Source organism: Streptomyces sp. MCA2 (assembly GCF_023544705.1).
Classification (GTDB): domain Bacteria; phylum Actinomycetota; class Actinomycetes; order Streptomycetales; family Streptomycetaceae; genus Streptomyces; species Streptomyces decoyicus.
This window is the reverse complement of record NZ_JAMJFM010000040.1, coordinates 50,934-65,472: the sequence shown is the minus strand read 5'-3', so window position 1 is coordinate 65,472 and position 14,539 is coordinate 50,934. Positions and strand designations below refer to the sequence as shown.

Annotated in this window: 12 protein-coding genes; 9 read left to right on the top strand and 3 right to left on the bottom strand. The window is 70.3% G+C overall.

Going from position 1 to position 14,539, the window contains the following annotated elements; genetic code table 11:
• The first annotated feature begins 233 nt into the window (after window positions 1-233).
• Window positions 234-917: a transglycosylase SLT domain-containing protein gene (locus tag M8I34_RS28415; RefSeq protein WP_250053997.1), complete on the top strand. Its 684-nt coding sequence runs from the start codon at window positions 234-236 to the stop codon at window positions 915-917.
• 210 nt (window positions 918-1,127) lie between these two features.
• Here the strand turns inward: M8I34_RS28415 and M8I34_RS28410 are convergent, their stop codons facing one another.
• Window positions 1,128-1,343 carry a hypothetical protein gene (locus M8I34_RS28410; RefSeq protein WP_244417316.1) on the bottom strand — a complete coding sequence of 72 codons (216 nt, stop codon included), beginning with the start codon at window positions 1,341-1,343 and terminating at the stop codon, window positions 1,128-1,130.
• Window positions 1,344-2,057: 714 nt separating this feature from the next.
• Here M8I34_RS28410 and M8I34_RS28405 point away from each other — a divergent pair.
• From M8I34_RS28405 to M8I34_RS28395, 3 genes are all read left to right on the top strand, one after another.
• On the top strand, window positions 2,058-2,702 hold the full coding sequence (locus tag M8I34_RS28405; protein ID WP_250053995.1) for a transglycosylase SLT domain-containing protein: 645 nt from the start codon (window positions 2,058-2,060) through the stop codon (window positions 2,700-2,702).
• 388 nt (window positions 2,703-3,090) lie between these two features.
• Entirely contained in the window at window positions 3,091-3,960 is an 870-nt protein-coding gene (locus M8I34_RS28400) for a lysozyme (protein ID WP_250053986.1), read from the top strand.
• 188 nt (window positions 3,961-4,148) lie between these two features.
• Entirely contained in the window at window positions 4,149-4,595 is a 447-nt protein-coding gene (locus tag M8I34_RS28395; protein ID WP_030985018.1) for a hypothetical protein, read from the top strand.
• 102 nt (window positions 4,596-4,697) lie between these two features.
• Here the strand turns inward: M8I34_RS28395 and M8I34_RS28390 are convergent, their stop codons facing one another.
• Window positions 4,698-6,230 carry an SDR family oxidoreductase gene (locus M8I34_RS28390; RefSeq protein WP_250053984.1) on the bottom strand — a complete coding sequence of 511 codons (1,533 nt, stop codon included), beginning with the start codon at window positions 6,228-6,230 and terminating at the stop codon, window positions 4,698-4,700.
• Window positions 6,231-6,366: 136 nt separating this feature from the next.
• On the bottom strand, window positions 6,367-7,497 hold the full coding sequence (locus tag M8I34_RS28385; RefSeq protein WP_250053982.1) for a LacI family DNA-binding transcriptional regulator: 1,131 nt from the start codon (window positions 7,495-7,497) through the stop codon (window positions 6,367-6,369).
• 318 nt (window positions 7,498-7,815) lie between these two features.
• Between M8I34_RS28385 and M8I34_RS28380 the strand changes: the two genes are divergently transcribed.
• The 5 genes from M8I34_RS28380 to M8I34_RS28360 are packed head-to-tail and all read left to right on the top strand — an operon-like array spanning window position 7,816 to window position 14,490.
• Window positions 7,816-9,108 (top strand): ABC transporter substrate-binding protein, encoded by a 1,293-nt coding sequence (locus M8I34_RS28380; protein WP_250053980.1) that lies wholly within the window; start codon window positions 7,816-7,818, stop codon window positions 9,106-9,108.
• 50 nt (window positions 9,109-9,158) lie between these two features.
• Entirely contained in the window at window positions 9,159-10,094 is a 936-nt protein-coding gene (locus M8I34_RS28375) for a carbohydrate ABC transporter permease (RefSeq protein WP_250053978.1), read from the top strand.
• Entirely contained in the window at window positions 10,091-10,987 is an 897-nt protein-coding gene (locus M8I34_RS28370) for a carbohydrate ABC transporter permease (protein ID WP_250053976.1), read from the top strand. The genes M8I34_RS28375 and M8I34_RS28370 overlap by 4 nt, the downstream gene beginning before the upstream one ends.
• Window positions 10,988-11,047: 60 nt before the next feature.
• Window positions 11,048-12,403, top strand: coding sequence for a glycosyl hydrolase (locus M8I34_RS28365; protein WP_374211004.1), 1,356 nt, complete (start codon window positions 11,048-11,050; stop codon window positions 12,401-12,403).
• Complete coding sequence (locus M8I34_RS28360; RefSeq protein ID WP_250053974.1) at window positions 12,400-14,490, top strand: endo-beta-N-acetylglucosaminidase; 2,091 nt, start codon at window positions 12,400-12,402, stop codon at window positions 14,488-14,490. The genes M8I34_RS28365 and M8I34_RS28360 overlap by 4 nt, the downstream gene beginning before the upstream one ends.
• The last annotated feature ends 49 nt before the right edge of the window (window positions 14,491-14,539 follow it).

The following is a 14,539-nucleotide window of genomic DNA, read 5'->3' as shown; positions in this document are numbered from 1 at the left end:
CTGAGCGCAATGCACGGCATTTACAACGGACATCTCGCCCTATCTCACGAAGATAGGTAGTACAAGGCATCTTTGCCACCATCCAGGGCGCTCGCTAACCATGTTCGGCGTAACACCGGGAACGAGCCTGCGACCTCAGCCAGCACGGCGAACGCGGCCATTCCCCTCGGTCTCACGCGCCAACCGAAGGCCGCTCTCCCCCGCCACCAAGCCCTGGAAGAGGTCACATTCACATGCCCAACTTCACCCTGCCCCGCCCCGTCCGTATCAGCCGCGGCCAGAAGGTCTCCGCGGCGCTGGTGGCCACCGCGAGCTGCGCCGCCGCCCTGGCGTTCACCGCGGCGCCCAGCAACGCCCAGACCACCGCCGCGGACGCACCGGCAGCGGTGAAGCCGGTCAGCGCCAACGGCCTTCCGCTTACCGCGAAGGACCGCGCCGACGACGGCAAGAAGGCCCAGGCGGCCGCCTCGTCCGTCACCGCCGGCCACCTCAAGGTCACCGCGGTCGAGAAGCAGGGGCACGCCGCCGAGCAGGCCGCCAACCGGTCCGTCGAGCGCAAGGCCATAGCCAAGCCGAAGGCGGCCCCCAAGCGCTACGCGAACAACCTCGACGGCTGGATCCGTGAGTCGCTGGCCATCATGAAGGACAAGGGCATCCCCGGCTCCTACGAGGGCCTGCACCGCAACATCATCCGGGAGTCCGCCGGTGACCCCAACGCCGTCAACGACTGGGACATCAACGCCATCAACGGCGTGCCCTCCAAGGGCCTGCTCCAGGTGATCCAGCCCACCTTCGACACCTACCACGTCGCCGGCACCCCCAAGAAGCTCACCGACCCGATCGCCAACATCACCGCGGCCGCCAACTACGCGGCCCACCGGTACGGCTCGATCGACAACGTCAACTCGGCCTACTGAGCCGGAGGGACGCGACCGTGAGGACGGTCGGAGCAGACTGAATACGGGTGCCGCAGTGCGGCCCCAGGCATGGCAACGGCAGTGGCCCTGCCCGCATCTCGCGGGTGGGGCCATTGCCGTTGCCCTTTGCCGTTCGGCGCTCGTGCCAGGCGTCGGCAAGGGCGCAGGACGTCGGTGCCCGCACCGGACGCCGACGCCCGGCGCCGCGCGTCAGTAGCGGTCGCGCCCCGCCAGGCCGCCGCCGAAGAGGATGTCGAGAACCTGGCCCGCGAAGCGAAGTCCCTCTCGCTCCTTGAGCGTGAGGTGGTGCCGGCGGTACGAGCCGTCCTGCTGGTGGCCATCGGCCGGTGCCGCGGCGGCGACGCCCGTCGCCAGGAGGCCCGTGGCGAGAAGCCCGGTGAGAACTACGGCGATACGACGGATCATGAGCACGTCCCTACGGTGAGTGATGACTGTCTGCGTGTCACCTTCGGGGAGCGGAGGGCCCGTAGTCATGCGACAGCTCCGGGCGCTGCTGCGAACGGACCAGCAGCACCGCCGTATCGCCGTATCGGGACCGCACCTGCGGCCCGTCCGGCACGCTCCCTTCCGCGATACCGCGCACCCGCGAAACCTGCCGCTGTCCCGATCGTGAATCAGGGCACAATTGCCGCCCTATTCGGCCCCGGACTCGGTGTCCCGCAGCACATTTGGGGATTCTCGGCGCTCCACACGGGGTCGCCGGCCGCACAAATGGGCTGCCCTCCGTGCCGGAATCAGTGCCGGAGAACCGTAATTCCGGTGTGAGCCAGGCAACTTATGCACACCGGCCGAGCGGCCTTTGAAGGCGCTCTCGGGTGACTCGGGGCACGCGACGTACGTCACTTACGAGCCCGCTTAGTCGATGGCTATGCCGCCATTCCGGGCCAACGCCGCCAGGAACGCTTATCACTTCTGGAATCCGGGTTTATCTCACGAAGATGAGTAGTACCGAGCACCATTGCCTCGATTCGGGACCGGCGTTAACCATGGATTCCGACGCACCGAGAGCGAGCTTGCGACTCACGCCCCAAGGCGATCGCAGCAAAGACCTCCCGTGCGGAACGCGCCGCCAAAAAAGGCCGCCTCCCCGTCCCCAGTACCTGGAAGAGGTCAATCTGCATGCCCAGCTTTACCCTGCCCCGCGCTGCCCGCATCACCCGCACCCACAAGATCGCCGTGGCCGTTCTGGCCGCCGCGGGTGCCACCTCGGGCCTGGCCCTCACCTCGGCGCCGGACACCGCTCAGGCCGCTTCTGAGCACGCCCCGGCCGCGGTCAAGCACGTCGATGCGAAGGGCCAGCCGGCCAAGGCGGACGACGCCAAGACCGGCCGCGCGGTGACCGCCTCGGTCGCCGACCACGTCAAGGTCGACTCCGTCGCCAAGCAGCACAGCGCCAAGCAGGCCGCCAGCCGCTCCGCCGAGCGCCCGGCCGTGAAGGACTACCCGAACAACCTGGACGGCTGGATCCGTGAGTCGCTGTCCATCATGAAGGACAAGGGCATCCCCGGCTCCTACGAGGGCCTGCACCGCAACATCATGCGGGAGTCCGCCGGTGACCCGAACGCCGTCAACGGCTGGGACGTCAACGCCGTCAACGGCACGCCCTCCAAGGGCCTGCTCCAGGTGATCCAGCCCACCTTCGACAGCTACCACGTCGAGGGCACCCCCAATAAGCTCACCGACCCGATCGCCAACATCACGGCTGCCGCCAACTACGCGGCCGACCGGTACGGCTCGATCGACAACGTCGACTCGGCCTACTGAGCCGACGAGCCGAAGAACCGTCGCCGGCCCTCCGAGCCGGCCCGGCCCGACGAGGCCACGGGAATGACGGACCATAAAAGCGAGCCGGCAGGCTCGGCACAGAGCAGCTTGCGAAGCGGCGGAATGGCGCGTTCGCCGCTGCGCGGTGGAGCGGGTCCCGGCAGTGCCGGGGCCCGCTTCGCTCTGTCGTACGGCACGACGGCGCGGGCCGGCGGGGGCGCGGGTGACCGAGTCCGGCCGCCAGACGGGTGAGATGCGGGGCCGGTCGGCGGACGAACGGCCTGTTGGGTCATAGAGTCAGGCGGTTCTGCGTATAAGTCTCTTATCGGCAGGATTCTGCTCAAAAGCTGCCGAACCTGACTCAACCGAAGGCCTTCGGAGGCATGCGATGCCCTTGCGCAGATCCGGTCCGGCCCGCCGTACAGTCCCCATTGCGGCCGGAACTCTCTTCTCTCTTCTCTCCGTGCTCGCTCTGCCCCTCGCGCTGCCCGGCTCCGCCACGGCGTCGGATGCCGAGAAGAGACCCGCCCACCCCGAACAGGACTGGATGGGTTCCACCATCGCGGCCCATGAGGGCACCATCCGGGCAGGTGCAGGCGGTATCGAGCCGCAGTCCTCGTCCAGAAGGGCCGTGTCCGGCGTCGATGTCTCCAGCCACAACGGCAAGGTCCGCTGGAAGTCGCTGCGCAAGTCCGGGGTGCGTTTCGCGTACGTCAAGGCCAGCGAGGGGACCAGCTACACGAACCCGTACTTCGCGCAGCAGTACAGAGGCTCGTACGCCTCCGGCATGATCCACGGCGCGTACCACTTCGCGCTGCCCGACCACTCCAGCGGCGGTTCCCAGGCGCGGTACTTCGCCGACCACGGCGGTAGCTGGTCGCCTGACGGCAAGACCCTGCCCGGCGCGCTCGACATGGAGTACAACCCTTACGGCGCGACCTGCTACGGCAAGAGCCACAAGTCGATGGTCAGCTGGATCCACGACTTCGTGCGCACCTACCGTGAGGAGACCGGCCGCGACGCGGTCATCTACACCTCCACCAACTGGTGGAAGCGGTGCACCGGCAACTCCGGCAAGTTCGGCAGGACCAACCCGCTGTGGATTCCGCGCTACGGCTCCTCCGTGGGCAAGCTGCCGGCCGGCTGGCGGTTCCACAGCATCTGGCAGCACACCTCCTCGGGCCACCCGGTCGGCGACCGCAACCGCTTCAACGGCACATTCACCCGTCTCAAGGTCCTTGCGAACGGCGACGACTGATCCTCTTCCCCGCACCCGCACCCGGCCGGTCCCATCCACCGTCTGAGCGGCCCGAGTCGGGTGCTTTTTTCGACAACCCGGTTCGAACAACGGGGAATTCACTTCCGCGGTACAACCATCCACCGCCGACCGCTGTCCAACACTGCGAAACGACCACGCGACGCACTCCACCCGACGGGGGTATTCCGATGAAGCGTTCACGTGCCATCGCAGGATCCGCAGTGCTGGCCGTGGCGAGTATCGCCACGATGACAGCGGCCACCACCGCGACCGCGGCCACGAAGGCCGCGTACAACGGAGCCTGTGGCAGCGGCTACAGCGTAGTGAATTCCGTACCGGTCACCGGAAAGGGGACCGTGTACCTGACGTACAGCGCAAAGACCGGAAAAAACTGTGCCGTGACGGTGCGCAACAGCCCCGGTAAGCCCGTGTACATGTACACGTATCTCACGGCCACCGACGGCAGTTCCGATTGGGTTTACGACAACGGGCAGTACACCTCCTACGCCGGTCCCGTCTATCTGCCCGCGAAGGGCATTTGTGTGGACTGGGGTGGCTCGATCGAGTCGGTCAGCGTCAGCGTTTCCGGCTCCAACTGCGGCCGGATGGCTGCCGGCGTCGTGAAGCACCACTGAGTCGGCCGTGACGGCGGGTTCCCGGGCAGCGCCCGCCCGGGGACCCGCCGTTGGCGTGTCGTACGCCGAAAGCGGCGGGCGGCCGGGGTGGGGAGGGGCGGCTCACGCCGGACGGGCGTGGTGCTCGGCCGCGGCGGCGGCCGCGATGTTGCGGGCCATACCGCCGAACACCGCGGCGTGGAACGGCGAGATGGACCACCAGTACGCATGGCCGGTCAGTCCGTGCGGATGGAACAGGGCCCGCTGGCCGTAGAGCGTGCGGCCCTGGGCGTCATGGCCGACCGTCAGTTCCAGCCAGGCCAGGCCGGGGAGCCGCATCTCGGCGCGCAGCCGCAGCAGCCGGCCCGGCACGACCTCCTCGACGCGCCAGAAGTCGAGCGAGTCACCGACCCGGAGCCGCCCCGCGTCCCGTCGGCCGCGGCGCAGCCCCACCCCGCCGACCAGCCGGTCCAGCCAGCCGCGCACCGCCCAGGCGAGCGGGAGGGAGTACCAGCCGTTGTCGCCGCCGATGCCTTCGACCACCCGCCAGAGCACCTCGGGCGGGGCGTCCACGGTCCGCTCCCGCCGGTCGGTGTAGAGACTGCCGCCGGCCCAGTCGGGGTCGGTGGGGAGCGGATCGCTCGGTGCACCGGGCACCGCGGCATTGGACCAGCGGGTGGTGACCTCGGCGTCGCGTACCCGGCGCAGCGCCAGTTCCAGCGCGTCGTCGAAGGCGATGGGGTGGCCCGGCGGGTCCGGGTCGGGGACGTAGCGGGCGATGTCGTGCTCGTGGCAGACGACCTCGTGGCGCAGTGATTCGGCCAGCGGACGGGCCAGGCCCGGCGGCACGGGGGTCACCAGGCCGATCCAGAGGCTGGACAGACGGGGGGTGAGCATCGGCACGGCGAGGATCAGCCGTTCGGGCAGCCCGGCGACCTGGGCGTAGCGCTGCATCATGTCGCGGTAGGTGAGGATGTCGGGCCCGCCGATGTCGAAGGTCCGGCTGACGTCGTCGGGGAGGCGGGCGCAGCCGACGAGGTAGCGCAGCACATCGCGGACGGCGATCGGCTGGATGCGGGTGCGCACCCAGCTGGGGGTGACCATGACCGGCAGCCGCTCGGTGAGATAGCGCAGCATCTCGAACGAGGCCGAGCCGGAACCGATGATGACGGCGGCGCGCAGTACGGCGGTGGGGACACCGGATGCCAGCAGGATGCCGGCGACCTCGGCACGGGAGCGGAGGTGGGGCGACAAGTCCCGCTCGGGGATGCCCTCGGGGCTGAGTCCGCCGAGGTAGACGATCCGGCGCACTCCGGCGGCGCGGGCCTGGCGGGCGAAGATCTCCGCGGCCCGGCGGTCGGCGTCCTCGAACCCCCGCCCGCTGCCCAGGGCATGCACGAGGTAGTAGGCGACATCGACGCCGTCCATGGCGGTGCGGACGGAGTCGGCGTCGGTGACATCGCCGCGCAGCACCTCCGTCCGGTCGGCCCAGGGGTGGTCGCGCAGCTTCTCCGGTGTCCTGGCGAGCGCCCGTACGGCGTATCCGGCTTGGAGCAGCTCGGGGATCAGACGGCCGCCGATATAGCCGGTGGCGCCGGTGACCAGGGCACGGGCGCGCGGCGCGGGCGGCACCGGGGCCTCGCCGTTGTCGGCCATGTGCACGGCCTCCTCCGGCTGGCGGCAGCACGATGAACCTGCCCGCCAAGTGTGGCACCGGCGCGGGCGCGGAGCATTACGGCGCGGGCCCGGACGGATGGCGCCGGGCCGCCTGCCGGCGGGTGCGGGACAGCCCTTACGGCGTGCCGGGCGCCCCGGTGCTCTCCCGTGCCTCCAGGTGCGGCAGTTCGCCCTGTACGGTCCGCAGCGGCCCGCCGTCGAGGACGGCGAGGAGTTCCCGGGCGGCGAGCCTGCCGAAGCCGGGGGTGTCGCGGACGAGTGCGGTGAGCCGGGGGTGGGTGACCCGGCACAGCGCCGAGTCGTCCCAGGCCACGATCGACAGCGCGCCCGGTACGGCGATGCCACGCCCGGCGGCGACCGAGGCGCCGGCCACGGCCATCACATCGTTGTCGTAGATGATCGCCGTGGGCGGCTCTGCGGCGTCGAGGAGGCGGCGGGTGGCCTCGGCTCCCTCGGCGTCGGAGTAGTCGGTGGTCACCGAGTGGACGTGCCGGTGGTCGAGGCCCCGCAGGTCCGCTTCGGTGCGCAGGGAGCGGATCCGGCGCTCGGTGTGGGCGAGGCCGGGCAGCCCCGCGATATGCACGATGCGGCGGTGTCCGAGGCCGTAGAGGTGATCGAGGACCCGGGCCATGGCCTTGGAGTCATCGGCCCAGACGGTGGAGAGCAACGGGTGGGGCGGGGTGCCGGCCGGTACGGACGCGGCGGGGCCGGAGGTGCCGGGCGCGGGGGCGTCCGGCTCGCGCGTGGCCGGGCCGCCGACAACCACGGCGGGCAGGCCGAGCGAGGCGAGCAGTTCCGGCCGTGGGTCCTCGGTGCGCGGGTCGACCACGAGGACGCCGTCCACCCGGCGCTCGGCCCACCAGCGGCGGTAGAGCGCGCATTCGGCATCGAGATCCTCCACGACCTGGAAGAGGAGGGCGATCTTCCGTGCGGAGAGCACTTCCTGGATGCCGGAGACGAGCTGGAGGAAGAAGGACTCCACGCCCAGAGTCTGCGCGGGCCGGGCGAGCACCAGTCCCATGGCGCCGGAGCGTTCGCCGGACAGGGCGCGGGCGGCGCTGTTGGCCTGCCAGCCCAGTTCCTCCGCGACGCGGCGCACCCGGGCGCGGGTGTCCTGGGAGACGCCGGGCCGGTCGTTGAGCGCGAAGGAGACGGCGCTCTCCGACACCCCGGCCCGGCGCGCGATGTCCTTGATCGTCGGTCGGCGGGCCGGCTTGGGCCGGGCCGCCTCACCGGGCGCTGTCATGGCGGGATCCCCCTCGTACTGAACCGCATTAGTGCGCCTCAGTCTGATCAGCACCCAGGGGCCTGTCAAACGCCGTACGAACGGGTGGAGCGGGGCCGCTTTCCCGCCTCCTCCGGCGAAGCCCGCTACCGGGGTATTGACACCTACTAAAACGCATTAGTAGCGTCTGCCGCGTCGTCGCCCGAGGTCTCGTTGAATAGCCCTCAAAGCGTCCGGGATACCCGCCGCATTCTTTACTGCTGCCATAAATCAAGGGGAATTACCGGCCCCTCGCGGCCATCCCGTCCGTGTCTGGTCCGAGCAAAGGAGCCACCAGCCATGCGTATATCCCGTCGAGCAGCCGCCGCGACCGCGGTCCTGGTCACCTCGGCGCTCGCCTTGACCGCATGCGGGCCCTCGGGGGGATCCGGCGGTTCGGACAGCGCCTCAGGCAAGGTCGAGGGCCAGATCACCTTCCAGACCTGGAATCTCAAGGCAAATTTCAAAAAATACTTCGACGGGGTCATCGCGGACTTCGAGAAGAAATATCCGGACGCCAAGGTGAAATGGGTGGACCAGCCCGCCGAGGGATATCCGCAGAAGCTGAGCGCGGACGCCGCGGGCGGCACGCTGCCCGATGTCGTCAATGTGTCGCCGGATCTCGCCTATCCGCTGGCCAAGGCCGGGCTCGCGCTGGATCTGGAAAAGGCGGCCGGAAAATACCGCGGCGAGTATCTCGACGGGGCGTGGCGCAGCCACCGGATGCCGGGGATGCCGGGTGTCTATGCCTTCCCCTGGTATCTGAACACCGGGCCGATGTTCTACAACAAGGAGCTCTTCGCCAAGGCCGGGCTCGATCCGGAGAAGCCACCGACGTCCTACGACCAGCTGTTCAAGGACGCGGTGTCGATGGCGCGGAAGAGCGGCCGAAGGATAGCGATGCTCGCGGGCACCCCGTCGACCGAGGACTTCGGGCGCTATGGCGTGCGGCTGATGAACACGCAGGGAACGGAGTTCACCTTCAACGAGCCCAAGGGCGTCGAGCTGTTGCGGCACTACAAGGAGCTCTATGCGGCCGGGGCGCTGGACTCACAGGCGCTCACCGCGCAGGCCGAGTCCGCCGGGCGGAAGTTCCAGCAGCAGTCCGTGGCCATGAATCCGGGAAGCGCGCTCGATCTGGAGAACTTCAAGAAGGAGGCGCCGAGCCTCTACCGGCACATCGGCATCACGGACGCGGCCAACAACACCGGCAAGGCCAATATGTACGTCCAGGGCCTGATGGTGAATGCGCAGAGCAAGGTCAAGCCGGCGGCCGTCGCGTTCGCGCACTTCGTCACCGACAAGAAGAACCAGATGGCCTTCGCCCAGCAGGTCACCATCTTCCCCAGCACCAAGGGCTCGCTGGACGACCCGTACTTCACCAAGGAGGACGGCACCGATGCGACCCGGGTGCGAGTGGCCTCCGCCAAATCGCTGAAGACCGCGGTGAATTACACCCCGGTGCTGCTCAGCGACCAGATGAAAACCGTGCTGCGCAATGCGGTCGCCAAGGCCGTACAGGGCAAGCAGTCTCCCGAGGCGGCGCTGGACGGCGCGGTCGCCGAGTGCAATCGCCTGCTCAAGACCGGCTGAGACCGAGGCGCTTCGTGAAGACCGGAACGAAACCACCCGGCCGGGATGCCATGGCTGTCCTTTCACCGGCCTCCGCTCCCCCGCAACACCCCGCACCGCGGCGCTCCCCTCACGGCATCCGTACGCATCTGCCGTTCGGTCCCTGGCTGTTTCTGGCTCCCGGGCTGCTGATCGTCGCCGCATTCAGTCTGTATCCGTTCCTGAGCACGGTGGCCCATTCCTTCACCGACGCGCGCACCCTCACCGCGGGGCAGTTCGTCGGCGGCGCCAATTACCGGGAACTGATCCATGACGCCATGTTCTGGACGGGGCTGCGCAACAGCCTGCTGTACGTCCTCGGGGTCGTACCGCTCCTGGTGCTCCTGCCGCTGCTGCTGGCGATGCTGGTACAGCGGCAGATCCCCGGGATCACCTTCTTCCGGGCCGCGTTCTACACCCCGGTGGTCGCTTCCGTCGTGGTCGTCGGTCTGATCTGGGTGTGGCTGCTGGACGACCGGGGGCTGATCAACGCGCTGCTGGAGGCGCTGGGCTTCGGCAGGGTCGGCTTCCTCAGCGATCCGTGGCTGCTGCTGCTCAGCGCGATGGCGGTCACGGTCTGGAAGGGCCTCGGCTACTACATGATCATTTATCTGGCGGCGCTGGCCAACGTCCCCAGGGAGCTGCACGAGGCGTGCGCGGTCGACGGTGCGGGGGCGGTGCGCCGCTTCCTGACCGTCACGGTGCCCGCGGTGCGCTCCACGATGGTGCTGGTGGCCGCGCTCTCCTCGGTGGGGGCGTTCAAGGTGTTCTCCGAGGTCTATCTGATGGCCGGTCCGACGGGCGGACCCGGCGGCGAGGACACCACGTTGGTGATGCTCGTCCAGCAGGCCGGCACCGGCCTCAGCGGACGGGTCGGCTATGCCTCCGCGCTGTCCGTCGTGGTCTTCGTCCTCACGCTCGGACTGATGCTGCTGGTGCTGCGCGCCAACCGCAAGGAGGAGCGATGAGCGCCCTCGGCCGGCAGGAGGACCGCCGGGAGCCGGACCGCCGGGCCGGTTGGGAGCGTGCCGAGCGGCGGATTCCGCGGTGGCAGCTGCTGCTCCGCTATCTGCTGCTGCTCGCCGTGCTGGCACTGACCGTAGGACCGTTCCTGTGGCAGCTGTCCACCTCCCTCAAGGGCGCCGGCGAGGACATCTACCGCTATCCGCCGAGCCTGATCCCGCACGAGGCCACGCTCGGCAACTACGCCGGGGTCGCAAAGATCATCCCCGTCTGGGACTTCGCGCTGAACTCCCTCCAGGTCGCCGTCGCCAATGTGCTCACCAACTGCGCGGGCGCGGCCCTCGCGGGCTACGCACTGGCCCGGATGCGCTTCAAGGGCCGGAAGGCCGCACTGGTCGTCTTCATCATGGCGATGCTGGTGCCGGTCGAGAGCATCATGATCGCTCAGTTTGTGACGATGCGGGAGCTTCAGCTCAACAACACCCTGCTCGGGGTGGTGCTGCCCGGCTGCATCGGGGCGATGAACGTGCTGCTGATGCGCAATGCCTTCGCCGGTCTGCCGTACGAGGTCGAGGAGGCCGCGTATGTCGACGGCGCCAACGCCTGGCAGCGTTTCGTGCGGATCGCGCTGCCCTCGGTCAGGGGCACCCTCGCGGTGGTCGCGATCTTCGCCTTCATGGGGGCCTGGGACGACTTCCTGTGGCCGCTGATCGTGCTGAGCGACCAGTCGAAGTTCACCCTGACCATCGGCCTGAACTTTCTGCACGGCACCTTCGCCGACAACCAGCGGCTGGTCGCGGCCGGCACCGTCATCGCCGTGCTCCCGCTGATCGTGCTGTTCGCCTGTCTGCAACGCTCCTTCTTCCGCGGCGTCGGCGAGGGCGCCGTCAAGGGCTGAACCGTCGACCGGCCCCGCATACGCCCTTTCCCGCTCCCCCTCACAGGAAGCTCCCTGCCCGTGCCGCACACCACCCGCAGCCCGGCGCGCTTCCGCGCCGGCACCACGCCCGGCCAGGGCTCCCCGCCCCGCTTCGGCGCCAACTACACGCCCACCCACGGCTGGTTCCACCACTGGCTGGACTTCGACCTGGATTCCGTACGCGCCGACCTCGACTCCCTCGCCGCCCTCGGCCTGGACCACATCCGGGTCTTCCCGCTGTGGCCGCTGTTCCAGCCCAACCGCACCCTGATCCGGCCGCGCGCCGTGGAACAGCTGGTGCAGCTGGCGGACGCCGCGGCCGAGCGCGGCCTCGACGTCAATGTCGACGGGCTACAGGGACATCTGTCGAGCTTCGACTTCCTGCCCGCCTGGACCCGGACCTGGCACCGCCGCAACCTCTTCACCGACCCCGAGGTGTGCGCCGGCCAGGAGGAGTACCTGCGGACCCTGGCGGCCGCGCTCGCCGACCGGCCCCACTTCCTCGGGATGACGCTCGGCAACGAGATCAACCAGTTCTCGGACCGCCCGCACCCGGACCCCGACCGGATCACCGACGCGCAGGCCACGGCCTGGCTGGAGCGGATGCTCGCGGCCTGCGAGCGCGGCGCGCCCGGACGGATGCATCTGCACGCCGCGTACGACGCCGCCTGGTACCAGGACGGCCATCCCTTCACCCCCGCCCAGGCGGCCCGGCTGGGCGCCGTCACGGCCGTGCACTCCTGGGTGTTCAACGGCACCGCACAGCGGCACGGCCCCACCGGCACCGCCACCGAGCAGCACGCCGCCTATCTCATCGAGCTGTCCAAGGCCTGGGCGAGGGACCCGCACCGCCCCGTGTGGCTCCAGGAGGTCGGCGCGCCCGCACCGCACATCCCCGAGGCGGGGGCGGCACGGTTCACCGAGGCCACCGTCGTCAACGCGCTGGACTGCCCGGACGTCTGGGGCGTCACCTGGTGGTGTTCACACGATGTGTCGCGGTCGCTGGCGGACTTCCCCGAGCTGGAGTACGGGCTGGGACTGCTCGACAGCGACCGCAGGGTCAAGCCCGCGGGGCGGGCGATCGCGGCGCTGGTCGCGGACCGGCGCGGCCGTACGCACCGTCCGCCGGTACGCACCACCGCGCTGGCCGTCGACGTCGGCGGGGGCGACGCCGCGCCCCGCCGCTCGGTGTGCGCGCCCGGCGGCCCGGTCTTCGAGGCCTGGGCCGAACTCACGGCCCAAGGCGTCCGCCCGGCTCTCGTACTGGCCGAACTCGCCTCCGACAGCGCACATTTGACGTCCCGCGGCATCACCGAGGTCTGCACACCCGACGAGGTCGTCCGGTCGCCGCGCCGGCCGTCGTCATCCTTCCCCCACCGGAGGAGCACCTCATGAACCGGTACCCCTCTCCCGTGTCCCGCCGCCGGGTACTGCTGGCCGGGGCGGGCTCCGCGGCCGCCCTGCTCGGTCCCTCCCTCGGGGGCGGCACCGCGGCGGCGGCCGGCCGGCCCCGGGCCGGCGCCGCGGACTCCCTGCAACCGTATGCCTCGTACTGGTTCCCCGACTCGCTGCCGTCGGGCACGCCCGGGGACGGCATCACCTGGCGCAGCCTCAAGGCCTGGACTCCGGGGAACGACCGGGATCTGGCGTTCAACACGGCGACCGTGCCGCTGGCCGAGCGCTTCACCCCGGTTCCGGCGAACGCCACGGCCCGCGCGAGCCAGGCCCGGATCAGCGCGCTCGCGGCCTTCGACCACACCGCGGGCAACCCGTCGCAGGGCTCGTCGACCGCGGACTACTACGCGCCCACCCACTGGGCCTACCTCGATGAGCTGGTCTTCTGGGGCGGCTCGTCCGGCGAGGGCCTGATCCTGGCGCCGAACGCACCGGTCGTCGATGCCGCACACCGTCACGGCGTCCCGGTGCTGGGCACGGTCTTCCTGCCGCCGGTCGCCTACGGCGGACAGCTGCGCTGGACCCGAGACCTGGTGCAGAAGGACGCGGCCGGGCACTTCCCGCTCGCCGCGAAGCTGGTGCAGGTCGCGACGGCGTACGGCTTCGACGGCTGGTTCCTCAACGCGGAGACCGGTGGCGGTGACGCCGCACTGGCCGCCGATATGCAGGCCTTCCTGCGAGCACTGCGCGCCGCGGGCTCCGGGCACGGTCTGCGGATCACCTGGTACGACGCGATGAACAGGACCGGCCAGGTCGGCTGGCAGGGTGCGCTCGACGAGCTGAACCAGCCGTTCTTCCAGGACGGTGCCGGTCCGGTCGCCGACTCGATGTTCGTGGACTTCCGGTGGAGCGCCGGGCGGTTGGCGGACTCGGGGCGGCTGGCGGAGCAACTGGGGCGCAGCCGCTACGAGTTGTGGGCCGGGGTGGATGTCGAGTCGGCGGGGTGGGACAGCGGCACGGACTGGGACGCGATCATCCCCGGCGGGCGCGATCATGTCGTCTCGTACGGCTTCTACCGTCCCGAGTGGACCCTTCACCATCTGCCTGCGGAGCGCACACCCGGACAGTTCCACGCCGCGGACGACCGGTTCTGGTCCGGTGAGGGCCTGGATCCGACCCGGCCCGGCGGCACCGGCGGCTGGCGCGCACCGGCCGCCGCCGTCGCGGACCGCTCGACGCTCACCGCACTGCCCTTCGCCACCACCTTCAACACCGGTCATGGTCTGCGCTGGTACGAGGGCGGTGCGGTCACCTCCGCCAGCTCCTGGAACCACCTAGGCCTCCAGGACCGGCTGCCGCCGAGGCGCTGGGCGGTGCGGGCCGCGGGGCAACGCCCGGAGGTGTCCCTGGACTTCGCCGACGCGTGGCGCGGTGGCAGCAGCCTGCTGGTGCGGGGCGCCCTCGACGCGCCCGCCACGCTGGAGCTGTTCCCGGCACGGCTGCCGGCCGGCCCCGCCACCGTGCTGGACCTCACCCACCGCCTCGACCCGGCCTCGGGGCCGGTGACCGTCGAGGTGGCCGTGGCACTGCGGGACGCGCCGTCGCCGGGCGAACCCGCCCCGTACTCCTTCCTGCCGGCCGGGACCCTCGCACCGGGCAGCGGCTGGCGCACCACCTCCCTGCGTCTCGGCTCCCTCGGCCCGGGGACCCTTCATGCCCTCGGGGTGCGGCTGACCGGCCGCGGGGGCGCCGCGGCGGCCTGGCGGCTGGGGGCGCTCGCGATCCGCGACGCCACCGGGTCCCCGGCCGCGCCCACCGGGCTGAAGGTCACGGGTACCGCCACCGCGGACGGGGCGACCGCGGTGCGGCTGAACTGGCGCCGCGCCCCGGGCCCGGTGCGCCACTACGAGCTGTACCGCCGCTTCCCGGACGGGACACGGGAGTTCCTCGGCGGCACCTGCGGTACGGCCTTCTACGTACCGGGCCTGCGGCGGGCCCGGAACGAGCCGGCCGCCCGGCTCGAAGTACGCGCCGTGCACGAACTGTTCACCGTCTCGCAGCCGTCGAGGACCCAACTCCCCTGGTAAGTACCGACGGCCACCGGATTTCCTTGCCGCCGTCACCACCCCTCAACGC